This window comes from Pseudomaricurvus sp. ABR4_320, assembly GCF_056159445.1.
This window is the reverse complement of sequence record NZ_JBSWVF010000003.1, coordinates 592,477-616,729: the sequence shown is the minus strand read 5'-3', so window position 1 is coordinate 616,729 and position 24,253 is coordinate 592,477. Positions and strand designations below refer to the sequence as shown.

General features: G+C 48.3%; 15 protein-coding genes. 12 read left to right on the top strand and 3 right to left on the bottom strand.

The window, feature by feature from the left end:
- The first annotated feature begins 5 nt into the window (after positions 1 to 5).
- The 7 genes from ACXAFR_RS08865 to ACXAFR_RS08835 all read left to right on the top strand — a co-directional run bounded on the left by ACXAFR_RS08865 (position 6) and on the right by ACXAFR_RS08835 (position 9,499).
- Entirely contained in the window at positions 6 to 1,037 is a 1,032-nt protein-coding gene (locus tag ACXAFR_RS08865; protein ID WP_475175741.1) for a DUF6625 family protein, read from the top strand.
- A 50-nt stretch (positions 1,038 to 1,087) separates the two neighbouring features.
- Positions 1,088 to 1,972, top strand: coding sequence for a sulfotransferase (locus tag ACXAFR_RS08860; protein WP_475175738.1), 885 nt, complete (start codon positions 1,088 to 1,090; stop codon positions 1,970 to 1,972).
- A 13-nt stretch (positions 1,973 to 1,985) separates the two neighbouring features.
- On the top strand, positions 1,986 to 2,819 hold the full coding sequence (locus ACXAFR_RS08855) for a hypothetical protein (protein WP_475175737.1): 834 nt from the start codon (positions 1,986 to 1,988) through the stop codon (positions 2,817 to 2,819).
- Positions 2,820 to 2,835: 16 nt separating this feature from the next.
- Complete coding sequence (locus ACXAFR_RS08850; protein WP_475175733.1) at positions 2,836 to 3,771, top strand: polysaccharide pyruvyl transferase family protein; 936 nt, start codon at positions 2,836 to 2,838, stop codon at positions 3,769 to 3,771.
- A gap of 23 nt (positions 3,772 to 3,794) precedes the next feature.
- Entirely contained in the window at positions 3,795 to 6,041 is a 2,247-nt protein-coding gene (locus tag ACXAFR_RS08845; RefSeq protein ID WP_475175730.1) for a GumC family protein, read from the top strand.
- A gap of 422 nt (positions 6,042 to 6,463) precedes the next feature.
- Positions 6,464 to 8,077, top strand: a complete 1,614-nt coding sequence (gene wbaP, locus ACXAFR_RS08840) for an undecaprenyl-phosphate galactose phosphotransferase WbaP (RefSeq protein WP_475175728.1) — start codon at positions 6,464 to 6,466, stop codon at positions 8,075 to 8,077.
- Between the two features lie 483 nt (positions 8,078 to 8,560).
- Positions 8,561 to 9,499, top strand: coding sequence for a glycosyltransferase family 2 protein (locus ACXAFR_RS08835; RefSeq protein WP_475175726.1), 939 nt, complete (start codon positions 8,561 to 8,563; stop codon positions 9,497 to 9,499).
- 152 nt (positions 9,500 to 9,651) lie between these two features.
- Here the strand turns inward: ACXAFR_RS08835 and ACXAFR_RS08830 are convergent, their stop codons facing one another.
- Positions 9,652 to 12,012 carry a fatty acid cis/trans isomerase gene (locus tag ACXAFR_RS08830; RefSeq protein ID WP_475175724.1) on the bottom strand — a complete coding sequence of 787 codons (2,361 nt, stop codon included), beginning with the start codon at positions 12,010 to 12,012 and terminating at the stop codon, positions 9,652 to 9,654.
- Between the two features lie 204 nt (positions 12,013 to 12,216).
- Positions 12,217 to 13,191 carry a GNAT family N-acetyltransferase gene (locus ACXAFR_RS08825; protein ID WP_475175722.1) on the bottom strand — a complete coding sequence of 325 codons (975 nt, stop codon included), beginning with the start codon at positions 13,189 to 13,191 and terminating at the stop codon, positions 12,217 to 12,219.
- An 803-nt stretch (positions 13,192 to 13,994) separates the two neighbouring features.
- Between ACXAFR_RS08825 and ACXAFR_RS08820 the strand changes: the two genes are divergently transcribed.
- The 3 genes from ACXAFR_RS08820 (at position 13,995) to ACXAFR_RS08810 (ending at position 17,386) form a co-directional block, all read left to right on the top strand.
- A complete protein-coding gene (locus tag ACXAFR_RS08820) occupies positions 13,995 to 14,873 on the top strand; it encodes a sulfotransferase family protein (protein ID WP_475175719.1) in 879 nt (292 codons plus the stop codon).
- Positions 14,874 to 14,891: 18 nt separating this feature from the next.
- Positions 14,892 to 16,370 (top strand): hypothetical protein, encoded by a 1,479-nt coding sequence (locus ACXAFR_RS08815; protein ID WP_475175717.1) that lies wholly within the window; start codon positions 14,892 to 14,894, stop codon positions 16,368 to 16,370.
- Between the two features lie 71 nt (positions 16,371 to 16,441).
- Positions 16,442 to 17,386: a sulfotransferase gene (locus ACXAFR_RS08810; RefSeq protein WP_475175715.1), complete on the top strand. Its 945-nt coding sequence runs from the start codon at positions 16,442 to 16,444 to the stop codon at positions 17,384 to 17,386.
- 23 nt (positions 17,387 to 17,409) lie between these two features.
- On the opposite strand, the gene ACXAFR_RS08805 is transcribed toward ACXAFR_RS08810, so the two are convergent.
- A complete protein-coding gene (locus tag ACXAFR_RS08805; RefSeq protein WP_475175714.1) occupies positions 17,410 to 18,060 on the bottom strand; it encodes a Crp/Fnr family transcriptional regulator in 651 nt (216 codons plus the stop codon).
- Between the two features lie 398 nt (positions 18,061 to 18,458).
- Between ACXAFR_RS08805 and ACXAFR_RS08800 the strand changes: the two genes are divergently transcribed.
- Positions 18,459 to 20,435, top strand: coding sequence for a CHASE2 domain-containing protein (locus ACXAFR_RS08800; protein WP_475175711.1), 1,977 nt, complete (start codon positions 18,459 to 18,461; stop codon positions 20,433 to 20,435).
- 178 nt (positions 20,436 to 20,613) lie between these two features.
- Entirely contained in the window at positions 20,614 to 23,985 is a 3,372-nt protein-coding gene (locus ACXAFR_RS08795) for a FecR domain-containing protein (protein WP_475175710.1), read from the top strand.
- Positions 23,986 to 24,253: the final 268 nt, after the last annotated feature.

Genomic DNA, 24,253 nt, shown 5'->3' with positions numbered 1-24,253 from the left:
AAATAATGAACGCATTCTATTCTGCAAATCCGTTAGCCATGTCCGATCATGACGAGCCTCGTGTCGCACTTATTGTTCCATATTACGGTAAGTTGCCCAGCTATTTTCCGTTCTATCTAAAAGGGTTGGCTAACCAGAAGGTTATCGATCTTCTGTTGATTACAGATATCGATGTCAAAGGTCAACTGCCGGAAAACTGCTATGTCATACCCATGGGTAAAGAAGAAGTTGTTGCCCGTATATGTGACGCCACAGGGATCAATGTTGATTTATCCAGCAACTATAAGCTATGCGATTTAAAGCCGAGCTATGGAATGATCTTTCAAGACCTGATCGTCGGATACAGCCACTGGGCGTTTGGCGATATTGATCTGGTTTATGGGGATGTTGAGCACTTCTTGCCAGCACACTGGGAGTCTTTCGACTTGTTGAGTTTTTTGACGCCCTGGATTTCTGCGTCATTGTGCATTCTCAAAAACAGTGAAGAGATGAATCGACTCTTTATGAAGAGCCGTAGTTGGCAGAGAGTTTTTCGAAGTCCTGAACATTTTGCGTTTGATGAATGCCATTTTCTCTATGATGAATTACGCAGTGGTGGCGATATTTTCGAATTGGATCATCAGGAATCCTTTACGTGGGTTGTTAAGCGTGAAGCAAACGAGGGTCGACTAAAATCCTGGTTCGGGGAAGGCGTCATTCGTGAATATATCGAAGACGATGCACATATCACCTATGAGCCTGGAAAAATCAGACATTCAGGCGGATCTGAGTTTGCCTATTACCATATGGTCAGCGAGAAAATTCACTCTCGCTTCTACGTTCCTGAGTGGACACATATTCCCGACCAATTTATCGTCACTCCGTCCGGGATACATAACACGCAAGTTTTTCGCCAGGGTTGGCTAAGTCAGCCGGGATTGCAGAGGTTTTTCCGCGCAAAAGTTCATCAGTGTCATTCGCTGGCGGTAAGAGCCTTCCGAAAAATTATTCGAATTCTACGTCAAAGACCTTTGTCACAGTTGCATAAAGCCGCATGAAACACGTCGATTTATCCTCGAGAAATATTTTTTGCAAGGTCCATTATCTTATGGACCGTATTGGTGCCGTTTATGGAACCTCTGAGAAGCCGGTTCTTATCAGTGGGTTCTGGCGCAGCGGGACAACGTGGGTTCAGGAAACAGTGGCAACGGCACTGAAGGCCAAGACCGTCTTCGAGCCTTTTGACAGCAATACATTGATGCCGTGCCACCTGCGTGGTGACATCAGTCATCCGGCATGTATTCCGCTCACGCCCGAGCTTTTCGATGAGGCAGATCGCCATTTTCTCCGGCTAGCTTTTCGAGGTGTCGCCCCACGCCGTTCTCGATTTAATTATCTTTGCCGAAAGGAGCTCACCGAGGCCGCCAGGCGTCGCGTGGTTGTTAAATTTGTACGTTGCCAGTTTCTTTTGGACTATTTAAGAGAGACCTACGGAACACACACGCCCATCCACATTGTTCGGCATCCCCAAGCGGTGGTCGCCAGTCTGCTTAATACGACCTGGAATTGGAGTTTTCAGGACGTCGATTTTCGCACGTTATATCAGCGATTTCCGGCTGACTTGTTTTCTGAGTTTGGAGACTTTCTGGATTCTGAAGTAATGCGTCATACGGAATCGCGTATCGCCTTCCTGTGGGCGCTGTCTGAAAGAGCTGTGCGATCGGCCTCTTCTGTCAATATCTTTTCTTATGAAGAGCTCATGCGCAACCCAGATGCTGAGTTTCGCAAGCTGCTTATCACTTTGGGAGAGTCGAATCCTGTCTTGCCTGAAGCAAAGCAAGATAGCCCGGTAACGGAGAAAAATCGCCGAGGATTGACGCCAGAAGAACGCCTTTTTTCTTGGCGCAACTCACTGAGCACGCAGCAACAAGAGAGGGTGTGGCAAACCATTGCCACGGTATGGCCGGAAGGTCCGGAACTCTGGAAGCATTAAAGGAATCTAGCCGATGTACGTTTCAGATGATTTTGTATTTCTCGAATTGCATAAGACCGGATGCAGCCATATTCGACGAATTCTGGCCGAGGTGACAACGGGGGAAAGGGTTGGCAAGCACAATCCAATGCCGCGAGAGATGGCGGCGCAAAAAGTGCGTAAGTTGGGATCGGTACGCAATCCGTGGGAATGGTATGTGTCACTCTGGGCTTATGGCTGCGATAAGCGGGGATCGCTACGACAACGTCTGGTCGATTTTCCACGTTTGAAGGTGAGAGAAATCGGTTGGAAGAATAATTGCCAAGCAACTTTACGAGAGTTTATCAGTATTGCGCTCAGAGACCGTCAAGAATGGTCAGGCCTGTACAGTGACGTGAATAATACCGAAAACTTTCGTCGCTGGTTGAGGAAGATTCATGAGCCCAGTAATAGATATCTCTTGGGTGAAGAGTACGGTTACTTTCCTTTGAGTCAGTTTACTGGCTTGATGACCTATCGTTATTTGAGACTCTTTTGTTGTTTTGCAGAAGATTATCGAAAGCTGGATCAAATTCGGGCCCCTGGCGATTTGATGATATTTGATCAGCAGCACAATTTTGTGACTCATTTTATTCGCAACGAGTCTCTTGAATCCGACTTGGCTAAGGCTCTTGCTGGTATAGATCTTACGCTGAGTGAGAATCTTGACACTTACTTAAGTAATCTTCCCCGTAGCAATACTTCATCCAGAAGCCGATCGATCAATGATTTTTATGACGCGGAAACTTATAACCTCGTGTTAGAACGGGATGGCTTACTGATCGAGAAATTCCACTATTCCAATTCCATGATGGCGTCAGCAGCCTGATTGAGAGGAGAACCTCATGCAGAATGTGTCTATGCCTATTGATCCAGATAGCATGAAGAGCGAGTTTTCAGAGTGCTTTGCCAACCTGGCTGATGATATTCGCCATTGCGCGGGTGATAGGACCGTGATCTACATTCCCAATCCGGGAAATTTTGGTGACGGCTTAATTCGCTACGCAACAAAAAAGTTTCTGCTGGAAAACAAAATCCAGCATCAAGAGCTCAATATTGGGTATGGCAGATTACTCTATCAATTAATGCCTTATCTCGTTCATCGCGACAGGTATTTTTTCCTGGTTGGAGGCGGTGGAGGGTGGTGTAAGGCCTATGATTGCGGCTCTCGAATTGCCCGGAAAATCGCACGTTTCAGTGCGAATTATTTGGTATTGCCGTCAACCTACGAAACCTTCAGTCTATCAAACTTCAATCATGTTGGTCGATTTTATCGGCGTGATAACTTTATGAGTAAAGGCGCCAATAAGGAGGCGGCCTTTTGTCATGACATGGCATTTTATCTCCTCGCGTCACCCATTCAGCATTTGGCTTTCCGGAAAAAAGATCGCTCAGGTATTGGCCTTTATTTGCGAAATGATCTGGAATCTCTGTGCCCATTAGAGCTACGTGAATCTTCTCGGGATATCAGTACTGAGGGCGACCACATGTCGAATACCGATGAGTTCCTGGCATTAATCGGTCGGTGTACGCAAGTTTATACCGATCGTCTACATGTGTGTATTGGCGCGCTCATTACCGGAACACCTGTGAACCTTTATGCAGGCAATTACGCGAAAATTCAGGATATCTACAAAACCAGTATTAAAGACCATTTCGAGCAAGTGGCCTATTTCGGTACCAGCTTTACCTCTTTGGCCGCTATTGACGGTAAGGTTGAATTTGAACATGGCTGTGATTTGTCCGAAGAATCTACCGTTAATCTGCGCATGGTGCGCTGACCGATTTATGATGGAGTAACACCGTGAACAGTCGTTTGAACCCTTATGCTACTCAGTATCGCGAGGAAGTTATCGATCTCAGCCGATATGTGCGGTTGTTCAAGCAAGAGATCTGGAAGATTGTTTTCTTTGCCTTTTTGGTCACTTGCTTAGCGCTGCTTTTGTTGCAGAAGGTGCAGCCAAAATATGAAGCGTCAACCACGGTATTGATTGAAAGCAGGGAGGCGAATGTACTCAATATACAAGATGTTTACAGCGTTAATGCCTCTAACAAAGAGTACTTTCAGACTCAGTTTGAAATTCTGAAGTCAAAGGATTTGGCTGAAAAGGTTGTAGAGCGTCTGGATCTATTAAATCATCCGCTATTCCGTGATGATGGATCCCATCGAAAGCCACAAGGGTTTGTTGCTGGTGTAAAAGCATCAGTTGCGGGTGTTCTCGGCAGTATATTCCCGGGTAGCGAGTGGGTAGCCAGTTTGCAGCCTGATGTGAACACTGGCCCGGCCGACCCTAATGCCATCAAGGCCGCTGTCGTCAATGCGGTGAGTCGTACGGTACAGATTCATCCGGTAAGAAATACGCAGTTGGTTAAAATAAGCTATCAATCTAGATCACCGGAACTCGCCGCCAGTATCCCCAATGCCTTGGCTCAGGTCTTTATCGAAAGTCACATGTCGGCGAAAATTCAGGTGACTCAAACGGCAAGCCACTGGTTGAATGAGCGCCTTGGTTCTTTGCACGCAAAGCTCACCGAATCTGAACATAAATTGCAGGATTACCGCGAGCAAGCCAATCTTGTTGACGTTCAAGGTGTGCAAACTCTCGATGCCAATACGCTTGAACAATTATCCCAGCGGTATATGGATGTGCGTAAAGAGCGTATGCAAGCGGAATCTCTCTATCGTCAGGTTCGTGGTTTGGGGGGGGACCCTTCCACGGAGCAGCTTCTCGAAATTCCATCTATTCTGAATCACAGCTTGATCAAAGGGCTGAAAGAAACGGAAGTTCTGGCGTTTCAACGGGTTTCTGAGCTTAGCAAACGCTACGGTCCTCGCCACCCGGTGATGGTTGCAGCCGAGTCAGAATTGCGTACCGCAAGAATGGAGTTGGGGCGCCAGGTTCTGCGCGTATCGAAGGGATTCTCTGCTGATTACCAGGCTTTGATGACTACTGAGTCGTCGATTAAAAAGCAAATCGACACGATGAAAGGTGAGGTTCAAGAATTAAATCGCAAAGAATTTCGTTTGCGCGAATTGGAAAGAGAAGTCGAAAGTAACCGCGAGCTTTACGACATGTTCTTGACGAGAGCAAAAGAAACCAGTGAGGCAGAGGGGCTTCAATCCGCACACGCTCGAGTAATCGATAGTGCGGTACCTCCAAGGCGACCTGTTGCACCCAATAAGAAATTAATTTTAATGGCTGCCTTCGTGGGATCTGCAATCGCGTATTTTGGGTTGGTGGTATTGATCTCGTTGTTTGATCGATCGATACGCTCTCCGCAGGATATTGATCATAAATTGCATATTCCTATGTTAGGTGTTCTGCCGGAGGTTAAAGGTCCCCGCCGCAAAGTGGTTCAAGTGCTTAGAGGTGGATATCAGGAAGGCAGCTATTCGGAAGCCATTAGGACGATACGTACCAGCTTGCTATTATCCACTACTGGGCAGGTTTCAAGCCGGATTTTGGTGACGTCCAGTTTAGACAACGAAGGTAAATCAACGGTTGCAGTGAACCTCGCGCTCTCGGTTGCCAAGCTTCATAAGACGCTGCTGATTGATGCTGATGTTCGTAGGCCTTCGCTGTCAGGAATGCTGTCCGCCTCTGAATTTCATGTCGGTCTATCTGAGGTAATGACTGGAAGGGCCGGGATAGATGATGCTATTCAACCCATAAGAGGCTCAGAACTGCATTATTTATCTGCCGGGGAGCTGGTCGCTAATCCACAGGAATTGCTTTCAGGGTCGGTGTTGAAGCAGTTGCTCGAAAGGTTAAGTGAAAAATACGAAGTTATTTTGTTGGATTCTGCTCCGGTTGGGCTGGTTAGTGATGCGGTTATTCTTGCGAGGCAATGTGACGCTACAGTCTTTACGATCAAGTCTGGACACACCTCCGAAGAGGTAGCCCAATCCTGTATCGATCGTCTGCGTGATGCGGGATCAGAAACGATTGGTGCTGTATTTAATCGCTACAATGAAGCGAGTTTCGATGTCTATGGAAGCTATGGACAATCAACGTCCTCGGCCCGTTCTCCCGAAGCATTAGCAAGCTAGTTTAGAAACATTTTTCTGTAAAAAAACAATACCGTTGCAGGTGATCCATTGCCGAAAATCACCTGCGATTTTTATACTTCCTATCTGTTTTCTAAGTCGTAACGGACGCAACGTTCGTTGTTCTTTTGCGTTTCTCAATAATGAGAAACGCGCGGAATTCTGTTGCCTTTAAAAAAGAAAATGCCTTTTTCTTAAAAAAAAGCGTTATTGATGGAAAAGTATAAGGATCAAGACTATATAAAATTTGTAGGCAAATTTCTTTTCATTATTTTCCTGTCGACGTTTTTTTTGATGCGTTTCGATTCATCGAATCAGCAATAAAGGTTTCTCGTTTTTTCGCTCTGGTCATTTTAGTTTTGTTGCCAGTCGTAAATTCGCGCGGAATCCATTTAACGGAAAAGTGGTAGTTTCTGGATGTCAATATGAGTAGCAGTGAAGGGTTGCAGGGTTCTAGTATGAAGGGGTCGCTGGATAGCGCGCGTGAAATGCACGCCCATGAAGTTGAAAAGATACTGGATTCATTATGCAGTAAAGCCAAAGTAGAGGGGCGGCGGTTTCGGTTGTTTCGTCATCGTTCCACGGAGAAGATGGCCTGGCATATCATTTGTGATCTGATTACTTTCACCCTGTGTCTAGTGTTGGCCTATGGTATTTCAGCGGGCATTCGAACGGCTCATGCGCCCGACCTCCCTGCTATGAGTGTTGCCGCCAGTTTGGCATCACTGCCGGTACTTTTTGGCTTACCTATGGTGATGATCCTGATTGCCTGTCGGGAAAAAGGTCATTACACACGTTTTAAGGGGTTCTGGGAAGAATTTGGTGAGTTTCTGCACATTGCGGTTTCTATGGCAGGCTTGACCACGGCATATCTATTTTTTGTCCAGTCGGATTTTTCTCGGCTTTGGTTGGCAACCACCTGGGCGTTAGTTCTTCTTATGGTTCCTATGGCGAGAATGTTGCTGAAGCACATATTGATTCGAGCCGGACGTTGGTTTACTCCCACCATCGTAGTGGGGTCCGGCAAGAATGCCTTGGAAAGTGCCCTTGCGATGGAAAGTAATCCTCTTATGGGTTTTGAAGTCGTGGCTTTGATGGAGATCGGGGATCTTCAGCGCCTTGCTGAAGAGGGGACGACGAAAACCATTTATGACGATCTGAAAAGTCGCGACCGGACGTATCCCCTCATCGGTTATGGTAAGGATGTGGCTGGAGCAGTGGCCGACATTAGCCGCTGCTACATTGTCTTAGCTCTCGAGTCTTCTGACTACGAAAAATATGGGGCTTTACTGGGAGAATTGGCGGCCAGTCGAAAGAATCTAAGTATTATCCCTCCATTGCGGGGCTTGCCCTTACTTGGGGCAGAGATTTCACCGATATTTCGCCATGAAGTTCTGCATCTGCGTATCCGCAATAATCTATCCAATCGTCTGCCCCGGTTCATCAAGCGTAGCTTTGACATCGTCATGTCGGGGTTGGCGTTGATCGCGCTTTCTCCGCTGTTTCTGATTCTGATGGCTATGATCCGTCGGGATGGCGGTTCGCCGTTCTACGCTCAGACACGAATCGGACGCAATCAAAAATCGTTTAAGTGCTGGAAGTTCCGTTCGATGCGTAGTGATGCAGAGGCCTATCTGGCAGAACTGCTTGCCGCCGATCCGCAGTTACGCGAAGAGTACGAACATACGCAGAAATTAAAGAACGACCCTCGTATTACGCCTGTCGGGCAATTTATTCGTCGTACCAGCATTGATGAGTTGCCTCAGCTTTGGAACGTATTCATTGGCGAGATGAGTCTGGTGGGGCCACGTCCGGTTAAGCAGGATGAGTTAGATCGTTACGGACCTCAGGCACGTTACTATGCTGAGACGGCCCCAGGTATTACCGGGCTTTGGCAGATCAGTGGCCGGAATGACGTTAAGTACAGCACGCGGGTTAGCCTGGATTCCTGGTACGTACGCAATTGGTCTCTATGGTATGACATTACCATTCTGACCAAGACGATTGCAGTGGTGTTGAAGCAGCGCGGTGCTTACTAACACATCGACATTCCGGGGCATATTCTCTACCCCAATAGCATCAAAGGCTGGTCAGTTGCTGACCAGCCTTTTTTATGGCCTGTACTCGAAAATATAAGACTCGCATCACAATTGATAGCAATCGCGGTGTAATTGTTGAACGCCGTAAATACAAATCGTGCAAAGTATCATCAAGTCTGGTAACGTCAATTGCCAGTTTGGCGCCTCAATTTTCGTTTCTGAAGTGCCATAGCGCAGAGATTTCTTGTCTGTAAGGGGTTTGTTGAGCGCTTAGGGGCTCAGAAAGAAACTCTAATTCGACATGTGTGTCAGAATTAGCAGATTACAATGCTCTCCGGGGATGCTCGTTTTCCTGAGGTAGGGCTAAAGAGTTGTGTTCAGGTTTCTGGGGAGCTCACGTATTTGCAGACTCTAGCGATAGATCTGTAGTGAGTTGAAATCCTGAACATAGAGTTTTATTTTCAAGCGTAGACACACTAAAGAATGAATCCTTCAACGACGCCTTTGATCGCCGTTTGCCTTTGCACGTATTTACGACCGAAATTCTTAACAGAAGCACTTCTCAGTCTCTGTGCTTTGAGAGCGCCAGACGGTTTCCGGTTGCACCTTGTGGTGGTCGACAACGATTTTGCTGGCAGTGCTCGTGACACTGTCGACTCGTTTCGGCAACGCTTACCTTTCCCTCTAACCTATGAATTGGAGACCCGCCGGGGGATTCCTTTTGCAAAAAATCGTGCCATTGGCACGGCGGTTGAGCTGGGTGCAGACAAGTTAGCCTTCTTTGATGATGATGCCGAAGTGACACCGGATTGGTTAGAGCAGTTTATGAAAACCGATGCCGACGTTGTCGAGGGGGTTGTTCACTTTAAGTTGCCAGAAAAAAAGCATGTCTCTCCTCTCATCCGTTATTACTTTCAACAAATGAAAGTAAAGAAGTTAAGAACCGGTGATCGTCGGCAGTCGGCGACGACAACCAATGTGTTCTTTGATGCAAAATTGGTTCGAGATTGGGGATTGCGATTCGCCGAATGTTTTGCGGTTACCGGCGGCGAAGATGTGCACTTTTTTTCAAAGGCCGCCAAGCATGGGGCGATTATATGTTATTCACATCTGGCGTGTATTACGGAGAAAGTTCCTGAAACACGGGCATGCAATTATTGGCTGTTGCGACGGTGGTTTCGATTGGGAACATCAGCCACTCAGCAGTACCGTCTAAATTATTCCAGCCAAGTCGCTACTGCAAAAATTATCACCAAATCCGTTTCGAGAATTTTGGTTAACTTGCCGCTCTTACTTTTTTTGCCTCTGCTACCGATCGCGACTCAGGCGAAGATCGTACACCGATTTGTATTTGGGCTGGGCCTATTTAGTGGCCTGTTTGGATATCAGTATAAAGAATATAAGAAGATTCACGGCTATTGAACGCTAGCCAAGCCCCGTAGACCTATAGATGAACGGGGCTTTTGGTTCAGGCTGCTGGGAAAATACGCCTTTTGTATTCTGATATAGGTGAGACTGTGCTCACCTCGGGCGTTCTTTACCCGAACCCTATAAATCAGGCCGTGAAGATCGATTTAGCGATTTTCTAAGCGGTTGTAGTCCAGCCATCCGTAGCGATATGGTTGTTGCTGTTTAAAGATTTCATGAAGCTTGTCGCTGAATTGCCAAAAGTTCTTGTCCGTTCTCCGTATTCCGAAATTAGAAACCAGCTGAAAGTAATCTTCTTCAGTTCGCAAGCGCGTCACGCTATCGACGAAATTCTGAATATCTTCATCACGTATCTTCAGCAGCACGTTGGGGTAGTCTCCAATCAATCCGTAGGCAACGGTTATGGTATCTTCTGACGGGAGCCGGGTCTCATTTTCGGATAGCAAACTGGTGATATTGCTATGACCGCGGTTTGCGAGAAGTGATACTAGCTGGGGAGTTTCTTCTTCATGAGTAATCATGATGTGAGTCACTTCCGGTAATCTTGTTGCTGCTTCCCCGGTGATATTTTCTAGGTCGAGTAATTTCTTTAACGCCGAAGTTTCTGACAGGGGTCTGCTATAGGATTGATTTAGAGGTTTTTCCACCTGATCTCTCAGGAGGGTATAAAGCTCCTGCTGAGGATTATCCGTTTCGTAATCGATATCTGGGTTGTGTGACAAATAGGTGTCGTAGCCATACAGATGCTTTTTCAAGCGACTGTCTGCATTTCTATACCAGTAGTCTCGCGTTTTTAAGCGATGAGATTCCGGAAGAAAAGCGAGAAAATTGTTCTCGCCTTCAATGCGTAGAAAGTCCATATACAATCTGGTGTTGAGCTGGTGGCCGATATTTCCGAAAACATCGTAATCGGTTGTTAGAAGATAGTGAATGCGTTCGAGTAAGGGATAGTCGATAACCCAGGCAGTTTTTGGCGGGGTGCCGACAAGCCCTTTCACGACTGCGGCATCGTCAAAATTGCGAAAGACCGTCAGTGCAACATTGTCGTTTTCACCGTCGCCATCCCAGATTAAATCCGTGTTGATCTTGTAGCCTTCCGCGAATAGTTTGTTCAGGGCATCGGCCTTGGCTTGAATATAATCTAGATGGAGCTTTGAATATTCCGTCCAGTAGGAAAGAATGCCAGCATTGCTGCCGTCTTGCCCGGGTAGCTTCAGGTGCTCTGTTTGTCTCTCGACAAAACCGTCCATAAAGGGCGAAAACGGATTTTCCGGGGCGACAAAGTACACCCAGAAGCGATCGTTGATGACATTGACGGCGACTTGTCCTCGGCACACCGGGCCTTTAATAAAGCCTCCAATAAAAAACTCAGACTCACCGATTAAAAACTTATAACGGGATATGGTTGGAATCGCGGCGTAACTGCGAAATGGGTTCATTTCCGCAGAGTTGTACCCGGGTAATTGACTGACCTGAAAATCGGCATTGAAAAAGAGTTCGTTGTACCACTCTCGTCGCTCTTCATCGAGTCGGTAAGGTAGTAGGGTTTTGCTGATGCGTGCAGACTGGACGGGTTCCAGCCGATAGTAAGGACGTTTTACTCCCGGTGCATCCGTTGGTCGGCGAGTGGCAATAATATCAATAGGCTGGCCAGGAGGTGTGCGTGAGCGCACCAGGCGAAACCAGGTTCTTTCGGCCGGCTTTGGATCTGCATCAGGAAAATAGATTGACCCTAAAAACAGATGCTCAAAGATGTATCGGGAGATTAGCTGAGCTTTCAGAGAGTCTTGATTTAGGTAGGTTTCCCATGTGTTTACCTGATCTTGTAATGCAGATGAGATGGGTTTAGGGGCGCCAAATTTGGCGCCTTGGCTGAGCCACGCGGTTAGGGTATTAAATTCTTCATCGTTGAGCCCCGGAAGACCGTAGGGCATCCCGGCGAGAGGCTTTTGTTTTTCATAGTGATCAAACTCTTCGATTTTGGGGCAGGAATCCTGTCGATATAGCGTGACGTCGAATTGCGATTGATCCAGAAGGTCGGAGTCTGGCAGTGGGTTTTCTTTTTTAAGCCGCAGGTGGCGATACAGTAGGCTGCCTTCTAAGTTCGCGGCAGGGCTGCGCTCATTGAGAACCGGAAAAAAGCCTTCATGCCGCCAGCCGCTCGTGATTTCTTCATCGATAAAAAGCCGTGTTGGCTTAGCGGCAAATAGGCGGGTTCCGTCATAGACCGATTGCTTTGTTGCGCCACGATCTATTCCCTCGTTGGAGCTTAACTTGAGCTGGCAAGGGGCGTCATAGCAGGCGTGACACGCAATGCAGCGGCTTTCGAAAATGGGCTTGACCTCGCTTTCGTAAAACACGCCCGCGTCGGATGTGCTTAATACCTCCCGATCTTGAGGACTTGGTTGCCCAAAGTTGTTGTCCAGTTGTTGGCGAGCATAGAAGCTGCATCCGGCAATCAGCATGGCGACGACCAGGCATGCTCCGGCAAGAGCGCGAAATGTCATAGTAGGCCTTGACTTGAGAAGGTATTGCTAAGAACGTGCTAGCGATGGGTATAGGGAGGAGTTTAGGTTAAATGTGAGCGACTGTGAATTACTGGAATATTTGTTGTCCAGCGGGGTAACGTTAAGTCTCTGTTTGTGTCGTTGGAGATCTTTCAGCGGGAATTTTCTTTTTATTTCCCGCTATTGATTCGGCGATTTTTGCAGTTACTGCGGCGTGGGGCGATATTTTCCGCCGAGAGAAGACGTGCGTCTAAATATACTTCTATAGCAACTGTAGGCAACCGATTGTTTGTGAGCGATGTATCGAGGGTGAACATCGGCGGTAAAATTGTTAGCAAATCTAACTCCGCCCTCAGTAATGACGCCGTCGAAGTCAAAGATTAGGTTTCGGCTCATCGCGTCAGAAATAGCGTTCCAAACGATCAGCGGGGTTGCTCCGCTGTGTGACCATGGCGTTCTGCTTGTCAGTAGGTAATAGCTGCTGACAGAATCCCATGCACAAAACATTGAGGCAGCGACACGTCCTTTGTTGTCGCGAGCCTGATAAATGCGACCTTGGTTTTTCTCGAGGCATGTTCCTATGAGTTTTGCGCAAACTGACAGGTTTTTATGGTTCTCATCTCCGCGAAGATTAATGTTTTTGATGTAAAAATCAGCAAACGCTTCAGGGTCATCTCCAAATTCTACTGTGTGACATCGACGTGCGAATCGAATCATATTCCTAGCTTTGGAGCGAAGTGATTTCCATAGCTGGTCCTCGGGTTGCGGCTTGATCTCGTGGGTGAATTGGACCGCAGTATCATATCCACAGGTTTGGAAGCCGAGTGCATCATCAATGTCTCGATGACATTTGAAGTAGTACTTTGACGCTTTTGGTAGTCGGTTTAAGAGCTCTTGCGTTATCCGGTAACGCTTAAGAAAGCGCGTATTGTCTTTGCCGTCTCCTTCATTGATTGCAGGCCCCAAAAAGTGAGTTATCGGAGGGGGAGTGATCATTTTTAAGCCAAATTTATTGCTTTTGACCACATAGGGGAGCCTCCCGACGGTAAACTGGCCATCATGGTATTCGATCATTTCACAGCGACCTTCCGATGCGATATCTAGCCACCAAGGCTGGTGAAAGATGGTCGGCTCAAGTGGACTGTTTATCTGTAGTGCTCTTGGAGGAAGTGGTTGCATATGCGATATAGAATTGATAGCTGACGTCCTTGATACGCTTCAACCGCAATCGAGGCGCTTTTTACCTGAATGCTCAGTGACTTAAATGAGCCTTATATTACAATGATCTGCTTGCAGTATAACTGATCCCTTCATCTTCAATGGTAGTAAGGAAATGTCGAGTTAACTTAACTGATGTTGGTTTTTGACACAGTTAAGTCAATTGGTTCCTTTTTTATTTTGCTAATGAGGGCAATAAGTCTAGTTTTGACTCATTATAGGCTGTGGGTGGAGATTTGCGGATGTATTTCTAGTCTTCCATGGCTCTTATCAGGGGCTTTTTTCGGGTATTGATGCTTAGGTTGTAAGCGGATACTGAATGCCTGCTTCAGAAACAATCAGAAGATCTTTATTTGCGGGTAGGAAGTTCGGCGCAGTATTTCATAATCTCTAAAACTTTGTATTGATATTTGTCAATGAGATTCCCGCCAGCCGATTTAGTTTTTTCACGCATTTGTGATAAGGATTTTTTTAAACGCCTGGATTTTGGGCGAGCCATTGCGCCAAATGCCGTCTAGATGAGTTATTTTGTCAGAGACCTTTGGGGTGTTTGGTGGGGGGGGAATGCGCCGTATCTTGCTTTGCGGGGGCAAGAATATGGTAGTCTTCACGCCGTACACAAGTCTCTCTGTCTACCAAGCTCTCTATTAGGTGCTTTTCTGGTGCGCATTTTGCTTGCATGGCAGTTTTTGTAATAAGTGCCTTTAGAAACTTGGGGGGCTTTTAGGTGTCCCAAATCAGTCTGTAATTTTAGGAATTTTAAAGTGGTTGAGCTCGCCAAAACGACATACATTGGAATTGGAGCGCAAAAATGCGCTTCGACCTGGGTGCACCGGATTCTGGAAGATCATCCGCAGGTTTTTGTCAGTCAGCCCAAAGAGTTAGACTTTTTTACGCACAACTTTGATCGGGGGTACCAATGGTATCTGGATCATTTTAAAGGTGCTGGTGAGGGGCAGCTAAAAGGTGAAATCTCACCTTCCTATTTTTACGATCCGCTCGCGCCTGCACGAGCACATGCTTTCAATCCTGATCTAAAGGTTATTCTTTGCTTAAGAGATCCGATAAAGCGGGCTTACTCAAATCACCTGCATGAAATTAGAGTGGGTCATTTTGCGTCTTCCGATGTTAGTTTTGAGGCGGGACTGGCCAATAACCCTATGTATATGTATCAGGGCTTATATGCCACTCACATGAGGAAATGGCTTGATTATTTTCCTCGTGAGCAGTTGCTTGTGCTCATTCAGGAGGAGATTCAGGCTGATCCTGAGCGGCATGCTCTGGAGGTCTACAACTATCTTGGCATTGATCACGATCATAAGTCAGACTTTTTGGATCGCCGTGCCAATGCTAGCCACACAGAGAAGTACCAAGGCTTGGATAGTGGGCTCAAATTTCTGGGGCGAACGGCCAGGCGCATTGGACTGTCGTCTCTTGTAGATCAGGTCAAGAGTACTTCTGCTGTTCAGAAGGTGAGGGAGGCGAATCGAGAGCATCTCAGTGAGACGATCCCCCCAATGCTGGAGGAGACAAAGGCACGGTTGAAAGAAGAGCTTGCGGAAGAGATGTCAGATTTCGTTAAGTTGCTTGGAAGGCAGCCCGCGTCTTGGAATGCACTGCCCATAGAGACTTCGGTCGAATAGCTTGGAATTGTTAGATAAATGAAAGCCTTGATTTTAGCAGTAATGGCGGTGGGGGCTCTCGGCGCCTTTGCCTTGCTGGCTCGGCCTGTCCTGCTACTTTGGTTTACTACCTTATTTTCGCTGGTTATCGGTGGCACCGTTGGGTATTTTATTCCTTCTGCGAAGATGCTGGTGTGGGTATCTTACGGGGCCGGTCTGTTGATGTTTGTGTACGCTTTTACTCAGCGTTCTCAAGTAAGGATTTCATGTCAAGGTGATGGCTTATTATTGGCCAGTCTAGCGACTTTCCTATTCGTTTGTGCGCTTTCTTCTGCGTTCGCTTTATCCCCAGTCATGCAGCTTGTTGTCGCATTGAAGAGTTTGGTTTTCTTTGCCGGGATGTGGGTATTTTTCATGCAAGTACCTATTTCCGACAAAGTTATGTCGCGCTGGCTCATGCTGATTTGCGGGATTGCATTAGGGCAGTGGGTGATTGCGTTATACCAGTATATTTTCGTAAGAAACTACCGTATTGCCAGTGGGCTGGGTACGGTTGAGGCGTCCGACAGTGTTGTTGGGACGTTTGGCGGAAGTATGGAGTCTGGAGGCCTTACTGCTGTCCTGGCATTTTTCTTGGTGTTAATGATTATCGCTTTCTCAGCTCTGAGGTCAGAAAATATATTAAAAGGAAAGATGTTTTATCTTGCTTTAGGCTTGACGACTTTTCCTCTCCTTATCATGGAAGTGAAAATTATCTTTTTCTACTTGCCTGTCGCTCTGTTTGTTTTGCACCGGAAACAGCTGCTCGCTAATCCTTTGAAGTTAATAGCGTTTGGCGGCGGCGGAGCTTTAATGCTGGCGGCTCTGTTATTTACCTATCAGAAATTACATTGGTCCTCAGGTGGCAATGATCCGCAGGATGCCGAGGCAATTTTTGCCTATAGCTTTGAGGCGAAAAGTGGTTACTTTGCCGAGCAAGAAGGCGTTTTAACCCGCATGGGATCCCTGCTTTATTGGTGGCAAGAGCATGCTGATGGCGATTTTCTTCATATGGCTATTGGGCATGGATTAGGTAGCTCTCGTACGGTAGGGCGCGCCTTGGGGGCGATGGGCAAAGAGCATAGCCCTAAAAATATTGATAGAACGGCACTCGCACTCTTTCTATGGGACGTTGGAATCGTAGGGTTTGCTGCGATTCTCGGCATTTTGTATTCAATGTTTAGAATTACAGCCTATTTGACCGAATACGCTACGCCAGGGACATGGAAGAGGGCGTTGGCTCGAACGCTAAATGTTGCCATGCCTCTGTTCGCGTTATCCCTTGTCTATCGAAACGATATTCCCTACGCCGCTCCAATGATGTTTATTATATTTACCGCTTTTGGGTGTACTGCTTGGCTAAGACGATCATTTTATTATGAAAAAATAGGCGCTAAAGAAGTTGAGGTGGCTCCATTGTTAAATGAAGCGCCCGTCAAGCGTCGTAGAGGTCTTCTGATTGATCGGGAAGCCGTTTAGTATTTCTGTACACTGTTGGGCCGCATCACATGACCGGTGTATTTGAGTTTTTAAATTTTGATGAATGATTTATGACGAAGTACTGTTTAATTTGCTCCGCTGCTCGCTCCGGTTCTACATTATTGGACTTGCTGCTTGGAGGGCACTCAACGTCCGCTTCTACCGGCGAGTTTAGTTTTCTTGGGAAGGCGATAGCTCTTAACCAAACCTGCTCCTGTGGCGAAAAGCTGCGAGATTGCCCCGCTTGGTCCAGTGTGATTGCTAAAGTGCGGGAAGAAATGGGAGTGGATCTTTATGAAAACCCCTACGCACTCAGGCAGTGGGATACAAAAGCGTCGGTCGTTATTGATCATCAGCAGCAGACAAAAATGTACACCTACAGTACGAAGCTGAGGACATTATGGTGCGATATGGTCTATGGGTTGGACGTTCATAAGGTCAACCCAGGACTTAAAATCCCTGGAAGCTTGCAAAAGGGGGTTCAAAACACTCTTTACCTTTATGATGTGATCAGTCGAGAATGGGGTAAAGACCTCATTATTGACTCTTCTAAAAATGTTCATAAGGCCGTTTCACTCTATAAAGCCTGTCCAGAAAAAGTTCGTATCATTTATTTAACAAGGGATGGTCGAGGCGTCTATTATTCTCGGCGAACCAGCGGCTTTTCTCGGCCTGAGTCTATTGCCGGTTGGAGAAACTACAACCGTAGAGCTGAGCGGCAATTGACCAACCTGGTAGGAAGTGAAGGTTTGTTGCGGTTGAAGTATGAAGACTTGGTTGGTGATCTTGAGGGATCGTTGGATTCAATCTGCCAATTTTTAGGGGTCGATTATGAATCCTCTATGACAAATTTAAGTCATGGAGAACGCCACCTCGTGAATGGTAATGCGACAATGTATAAGCGAGACAGTGGTGTCAAGCTCGATACTCGCTGGAAGGATGGTTTAGTCGGTGATGAAATGCTAGCGTTTCAAAAATCCTGTGGATCTCTAAATCGGAAACTTGGGTACATCTAGCGAGACTTTATTTGGCGTGCCGTTCAGTAATGCAACGGCAAGCTCTCCTTGATAATAATCTTCTTTTTTTCCATCGAAATATACCCTCCCGTGACCAAGTCTTTCATGATGCGCGATACCATTTCCCGGCTGGCGCCGACGCGATTAGCGATATCCTGCTGCGTCAGTGGGATTTCGGTAATGCGTTGCTCCCCATTGATAACAGACAGCTGCAGCAAGGTGTTGGCGACTCTACCGTAGACGTCCATGAGGGCGAGGTTCTTGACGTTGTTCGTCAAAGAACGAATTCTCTGTGTGAGAATCACAATGATGTTATGAGCCAGATCCGGGTTATCCCTGTAAGATTCCACAAGCACGGATTTAGTCAGAATCATAAAGCGACAGGGTTCTGTGGTAATCACGGATGCGGAGCGCTCGCAGTCATCCAGCAGTGCCAGTTCACCGAAATAGTCGCCAGCTTTTAGGTCGTTGAGGGTAATCTCACGGCCGTCTTCGTCGCTACAGAAGACTCTGACGCGACCGGAAACAATGACGTAGAGGGGGTCGCTGACTTCTCCTTCAGTAATCACGACATAGTTCTTTTTGAAGGATTTCAGGGCCGCATGTTGTTCCAGTTGCTGGATTTGCTCAGGCGTGCAGCAGGAAAACAAAGGAACCTGGGCGAGATGACTCATTGTTTTGTGCTCCGTTGGCCAGTATCAGAATGATCACGGGGTGGATGCCGGCTGGTCAGGGGCTGCCACAGTTTGGCGGTGATCGACGGGGTGGATGTGGTTTCGCGGTCACAATCTCGCAAATTCGCATCCGGGATAGAATCCCCCATGGTACAAAGTTGTGTTAAGCCTGCATAGGTTCATCTGAGACTATGGTAGCCGATATCAGGTATTATTTGACGCCATCGCGCTGAAATCACTCAAAGTCCCTGATTATTGTCGGTGGTTGTTATGATCTTGAGCTTGATTGGTGTGCCACTGCCGGGCAATTGGGGGTGAAAGTGCTTAGGTAGAGGCTTTGGCTGGACTCTCTCTCGGTTGGCGCGCGATTTTCTCTGAATGATAGATGTGTACGGTTAATGGCAGTCCTGCGAAACGCAATCTTGGGGGTAGTCGCGCTATTGCTGCTGGCGATATGGCAGTTGTCTCCTTGGGCGGTTAATCTCGAGGAGCAGCCAGGGCTGGACCTGTTGTTTCAATGGCGTGGAGAACGTCCGGTTCCGGATGACCTGGTTATTGTTGCGATTACGGAGCAAACTCCCGACAAACTCCATCTGTCTCGCTTGATGACCGATTGGCCGCGCAGCGTCTACGCTGGCCTGGTCAGCCGATTGACGGAGCTGGGCGCTCGTTTTGTCGCCTTTGACGTATTTTTTGAAGGATTGCGTGAATCCGGTCCAGATCAGCAGTTTGCCGACGCGATGGCGAAGCATGGTGGAGTGATGCTGTTTGCCCATAGTCGCCGTCAGGTGTTGGAGTTAAACGGCCAAAGCCTCTATCAAGATTCCATCATCTATCCCCATCCGCTCTTTGCCAAACAAGCATTTGCGATTCACCCTTTTCCGCTTCCCAAAGTGGGGGCCAGTGTCCGCTATTTTTGGTTGCGCAGGGTGCTGGATCGTCGATACCACACCTTCCCCGTCGCCTTGTGGCATTACACGGATCCGAAAAAAAATCACTTTGAGGATGTTGAGCCTCTGGGAGCCACACTTCCCTACAACTTCTATGGGCCACCCAGGTCGATTACGACCATCGATTTGGAAGACCTGTTCGCGGATCCCGCACGTTATGCCCAGCAGCTGCGCAACGCGGTTGTCTTTGTGGGCTATTCTGCACACCATCAGCCAGGACAGAGGGATGGCTTTCGTACGCCATTTACCTCTGCCGGACAGCTGGATATCAGTGGGGTGGAGCTATCTGCGACCGCCTTCAGCAATCTCCGAGAGCAAAGCTGGCTGAGGCAGTCTCATACGGCATGGGCTATAGCGACGGCTATTTTTGCGCTGATCGTGTTTCTCATTTTCAGGTTGTTACGGCCTTTATGGGCGTTTCCGTTGTTGCTGGGGTGGCTCGGAGCCTATCTGTCGGGCGTGTTTTTGCTGTTCGCGAAATGGCAGATCTGGCTGCCCTGGATCACGCCGGTGCTTATCGTTACGCCGCTATTGGTGTTGACCTTGCTGGGGTGGAGGGTGCGCCAGATTGGCGAGCAGAAGTTGCGGCTCGAGCGCTCTTTTGGCCATTACTTGCCACCTGCGGAGATCAAACGGCTTGCGGCCTCCAGAGAGTTTTCTCCTTATCAGGAGAGCATTTATGGGCTCTGCGTTGTGACTGATGCTCAAGGTTACACCCGGGTGGCGGAATCGTTGAGCTCGGATGCATTAAAAAGGCTGATGGACGATTATTATCGAGCCATCATCGATACCATACGGCGGTTTGGAGGGGTTATATCCGACGTAGCTGGCGACGGTATCATTGCCTTATGGCCTGATGCGAATCCCCAGGACGTCGGGCGTCTTTCTGCAGACGTCATCGCGGCCCTGGATCAGTCGGTCATAGAGTTTAATGAATTGCATCATGAAAACACGCTGCCGACGCGGATTGGGGCGCACGCTGGTGAGGTTTTGCTTGGGCATTTCGGCGCTGGGGATTATTTCGAGTATCGCGCTGTCGGAGATATAGTAAACACGGCCTCGCGGCTGGAGGGGGCGAACAAGACGCTGGGGGTGATGACACTGGTAAGTCGTGAGTGTACCTCGGGCCATGACAGCGCATTTCGTAAGCTTGGCTGGTTCCTGCTAAAGGGGAAGCAGCAGCCGGTTTATCTCTGTTCTCCCCGTTTAAATCATTGGTTAGACGCTGACGAAGAGCGGTTTCAAGAGGCCCTGGAAGACTTTCAGCGGGGAATGTTTGTTGCGGCTGAACAGAAATTTAGGAATATTTATGCGTCATCCAGTGATCCAGTAAGTGATTTTTTGCGTAGTTGCTGCCTTGATGAGGCTCTTAGAGTTTGGTTGGATGAACCTCAAGGTTACGCTGTTGTCATTGTAAGGAAGTGAAAAGCTTTTCTTGCTTCCTGTGTGTCAAAAGTGCCACTATGGCCTCTTAAGCAATGTAGAAACAGGCGCCTGTTTGTTGCTGTAAACCCCAGTATCGTGTAGGGTGTCGCCCGTTTTTTCGCCAATTATGACCCTCCCCCCGAGCCGGTCGGCATTACCGTTATTTCCAGAGGCTGAAGTGTATAGAATTGTTTTTTCTGCGCTGGTAGTTTTAGCCTTGCCTGCGTGGGCGGACTGTGAAAACTGGGCTGCAAAAGTGGTTTCTGTTGAGGGCGATGTGAGGATAAGTCACGTCGATCCTCTGCGCAGTTCAGCTCGACAACGCACAACTGACGTGGCGGGTTCGGCGGATCACGCCGGCCAAGGCCAAGCCGTGTGTTTTGGGCAGAGTATCCAGGTTGGGGAGGGCAGTCGTGCGGTCCTTTTTCTAAGTAACAATACCACCGTGCAGCTCAGCGCCAATTCCCTGTTGGCATTCCCAGAGGCGCAACCAAAAGACGACTTTCTCGTGCAATTGCGCCGAGGGGTATCTTATTACCTCAGTCGTATCAGTCATCGCTTTGTCGTAGAAACGCCGTTCGTCAACGCGGCGGTCGATGGCACGGAATTTTTGGTGACTGCAGCTGGGGGTGAAAGCCGCGTCTCTGTTATGGAAGGTGATGTCTCTGTTGCCCGCCGCGGCGACGATTGGCGTGAGCTAATGCCAGGTGAGCAAGCGGTGATCAGTGGCCAAGCAACGGAAGAAATTGTGGTTTTTCCGGTGCAGAAAGGGCCTCTTGTCGATCATGCGATCTATTATCCGCCGCTGACTACCCTGACGGAACTCTCCCGCCAGGGTGATCCAGCGCTCGTTGATGCTGTGGCCAATTTGCGTCAACGGCGAACGGATTTGGCGCTCTCTCGCCTGGCCGCGGCACCGCAGACGGCGGCTACCAGGACTGCGCGCGCGGCAATATTGCTGGCAGTCGGGGAGGTTGCTTCGGCGGAGGACCTGCTCAATCAAGTGCCGGACAATACCCCTGAAGGGGCGCCCGCACTGGCGTTGCGCAGTATTATCGCGAATACCCAGAACCGATTTGGTGAAGCGGTACCCAACGCACAGCGGGCCTTGCAGGTAGACCCGGATTCTGCCGCTGGATGGATCGCATTATCCTATGCGTGGCAGTCCGTAAGGGAGCTTGAGTCCGCACGAGCGGCTGCGCAAGAAGCCGTAAGTCGCCACCCGGCTAACGCTCTGGCGTGGGCTCGTTTAAGTCAGATGCAGCAGGTCTTTAACGCAACTCAGGCCGCTCGTGATGCGGCAGAGACCGCCGTTGAGCTGGATCCCAATGCCGTTGAGGCCGTTGTGCAACTTGGGTTTGTGCATCTTTTCGCGTTGGATATTGAGGCGGCCACACAGAGATTTCGGCAGGCGTTGAGTAAGGCGCCAGACCATCCGGGAGCCCATTTGGGGATGGGGCTGGCACTGGTGAGAAAAGGAAACACCGGTCGTGGCCGTCGTGAGTTGGAGTTGGCGACCAGCCTTGACCCCGCACGCAGTGTGTTGCGCAGTTATTTAGGGCGCATTTACTTCGAAGAGCGCCGCGATAAAGATGCCGCGACCCAATGGGAGTTGGCCAAAGAATTTGATCCAGAAGATCCCACACCGTGGTTTTACGAAGGGGTTCAAAAGCTGTTTGCTAACGATCCCATTGGCGCCATCGAATCCCTCGAAGCGTCAGCTGACCGTAATGACGCACGCGGTGTATATCGTTCCAAAGCCTTGTTGCAGAGTGATGCTGCGACCCGCGAAGTGACCCGGGCCCGAGCCTACGAAGACGTCGGCTATAACTCGGGGATATTAACCGCAGGTGCGGATGCCTTGGCCCATGATCCTACAAGTGCCGCGGGTCATCGACTCATGTCGGACTACTACAGCAATTTTGGTTATTTTGACAGCGCCAGTGCGGACGACTTGCTTCAGTCTAAATTATGGCAGTCGCTTTCTTCTTATCCGTTACAACCTCAATTATCGGGTGCCAGCCTGTCGCTTATTGAGGGGCAGGGTCCGCAAAATCCTGGGATAAACGAATACCACCCATTGTTCACCCAGGAAGGGCTCTATGGTTCGGTTACAGGCTTTGGTGGTTCGGATTCGACTTGGGGGAATGATCTTTCCGTTTCTTGGTTGGGGGGGCCTGTGTCAGTCAATCTAGCCCAGTATCACTATGAATCTGATATGTGGCGTGACGATGCATTATTAAAGCAGGATGTTGTCAACGGGATGGTTCAATGGCAAGTGAATCCGGATACTCGCATCCAGGCTGAATGGGTTGATAGCACTGTTGATAATAGCAATTTGCAGCCGTCACTTTCGGAAAGCTCCTCTGGTTATGATTTAGGGGATAAATCCAGTAACTGGCGTTTTGGGGCTTGGCATCGACTCAGTGATAGCTGGGACCTTGTCGCGTCTTGGAGTCATCTGGATAGTGATTACAATGAAGGTTCGATGATTGGTGATAGTTTTGACGCAATCTTTACGAGCAGTTTTATAAGGACTGAAGTCGATACTTTAGGGCTCCAATTTGCCGGCCGGACCCAGGTGGGAAACTGGGTGGTTGGTGTTGAGCAACAGCAAAGAACAGCCGATAGTGATATTGGTTTGTCGATACCAGGTATCGGGGTCAGTACGCTAAGTCAAACAGAAGTGAATGTTGAGCACCGCAGTTTATACGCTTATTGGAATCGGCCGGTGTCGAACTGGTTGGATGTCTTTGCTGGAATAAAATATTTAGATGCCGAAGATGAATATGTTACGGATGATGGGTTCTCCATTGAGAAGGAGGATGGCGAAGATGATTTTTGGCTGGGGAAATTGGGATTCAAGGTTGCGCTGACAGATCAGCTATCTTTGCGTTTTGCTGGCTTTCAGAATCGTGTTTCACAATTGGCCGCCGGTCATAGCCTCGAGCCAACGAATTTTAACGGATTTTCGCAATTGTATAATTCTGGCCAGGAGCGATATTCAAAAGAGCAAAATTTGGCCATTGCTCTGGATTATGATTCGGTGATTTTAAAAGCCGGTGCTTGGTTTGTTGATCGTCAGGTCGATATGGAAACAGGTTTGTCATACGGTGAGCAGATCTCGTCATTGTACGGTTATCTGCCGCTCGGCGACCGCGTTGCGCTTTCCGTTAAGGCGAATTACGAGGATCGACGGTATAATGATGCTGATAACGTTTCTTTTGACACAGTTAATATCTACCATTTAGAGCGCAAAACGATCCCGGTCAGTCTACACTGGTTTATGAACGACAAACTGACTTTGTCGGCAGAGCAAGAGTATCTCTGGGAAGAGCGCCAGGTGAATGTGGGCAGCGTTAGCGAACGGAATGAGGTCTCTGTGACCAATCTATCCCTAAACTTCCGCCTGCCGGGACGACATGGATACCTCCAGCTGGGGGTGGACAATGTGTGGGATGAAAACGAGGAGTTTCTGGATTTCGGGTCTAACCGCTATGCGTTTTACCCCACTCGTTATTTCCATCTAACACTTAACCTAAATCTCTAGTAAGTAAATACGCTGTAATCAGTTTTTGCTGAAACGGATTCGCCACCTTGGTGGCAACTCCCATCTTGTTTTTTGCTTTTGTCCGTCAAAGTATCGTGTCGAATACTGTGACTTTTTTATTTTTACCTGGAATTGGTCCTGCTTGCAGGCCCGTTAGAAACTGGAAGCGATATCTCTTTTGTTCGTGATGCTCGTCGCGTTAGGTTGTACTCATCTGCTTTATCGTACGGGTTAGCTGCAGCAAGACGATTCTCGTAACCGCATAAAC

Bases quoted from the DNA above. Each gene is read 5' to 3' on its own strand.
- wbaP (WP_475175728.1), top strand. From the start codon at position 6,464: ATGAGTAGCAGTGAAGGGTTGCAGGGTTCTAGTATGAAGGGGTCGCTG.
- ACXAFR_RS08805 (WP_475175714.1), bottom strand. From the start codon at position 18,060: ATGAGTCATCTCGCCCAGGTTCCTTTGTTTTCCTGCTGCACGCCTGAG.
- ACXAFR_RS08825 (WP_475175722.1), bottom strand. From the start codon at position 13,191: ATGCAACCACTTCCTCCAAGAGCACTACAGATAAACAGTCCACTTGAG.
- ACXAFR_RS08815 (WP_475175717.1), top strand. From the start codon at position 14,892: ATGAAAGCCTTGATTTTAGCAGTAATGGCGGTGGGGGCTCTCGGCGCC.
- ACXAFR_RS08865 (WP_475175741.1), top strand. From the start codon at position 6: ATGAACGCATTCTATTCTGCAAATCCGTTAGCCATGTCCGATCATGAC.
- ACXAFR_RS08855 (WP_475175737.1), top strand. From the start codon at position 1,986: ATGTACGTTTCAGATGATTTTGTATTTCTCGAATTGCATAAGACCGGA.
- ACXAFR_RS08830 (WP_475175724.1), bottom strand. From the start codon at position 12,012: ATGACATTTCGCGCTCTTGCCGGAGCATGCCTGGTCGTCGCCATGCTG.
- ACXAFR_RS08835 (WP_475175726.1), top strand. From the start codon at position 8,561: ATGAATCCTTCAACGACGCCTTTGATCGCCGTTTGCCTTTGCACGTAT.
- ACXAFR_RS08800 (WP_475175711.1), top strand. From the start codon at position 18,459: ATGGCAGTCCTGCGAAACGCAATCTTGGGGGTAGTCGCGCTATTGCTG.
- ACXAFR_RS08850 (WP_475175733.1), top strand. From the start codon at position 2,836: ATGCAGAATGTGTCTATGCCTATTGATCCAGATAGCATGAAGAGCGAG.
- ACXAFR_RS08810 (WP_475175715.1), top strand. From the start codon at position 16,442: ATGACGAAGTACTGTTTAATTTGCTCCGCTGCTCGCTCCGGTTCTACA.
- ACXAFR_RS08860 (WP_475175738.1), top strand. From the start codon at position 1,088: ATGGACCGTATTGGTGCCGTTTATGGAACCTCTGAGAAGCCGGTTCTT.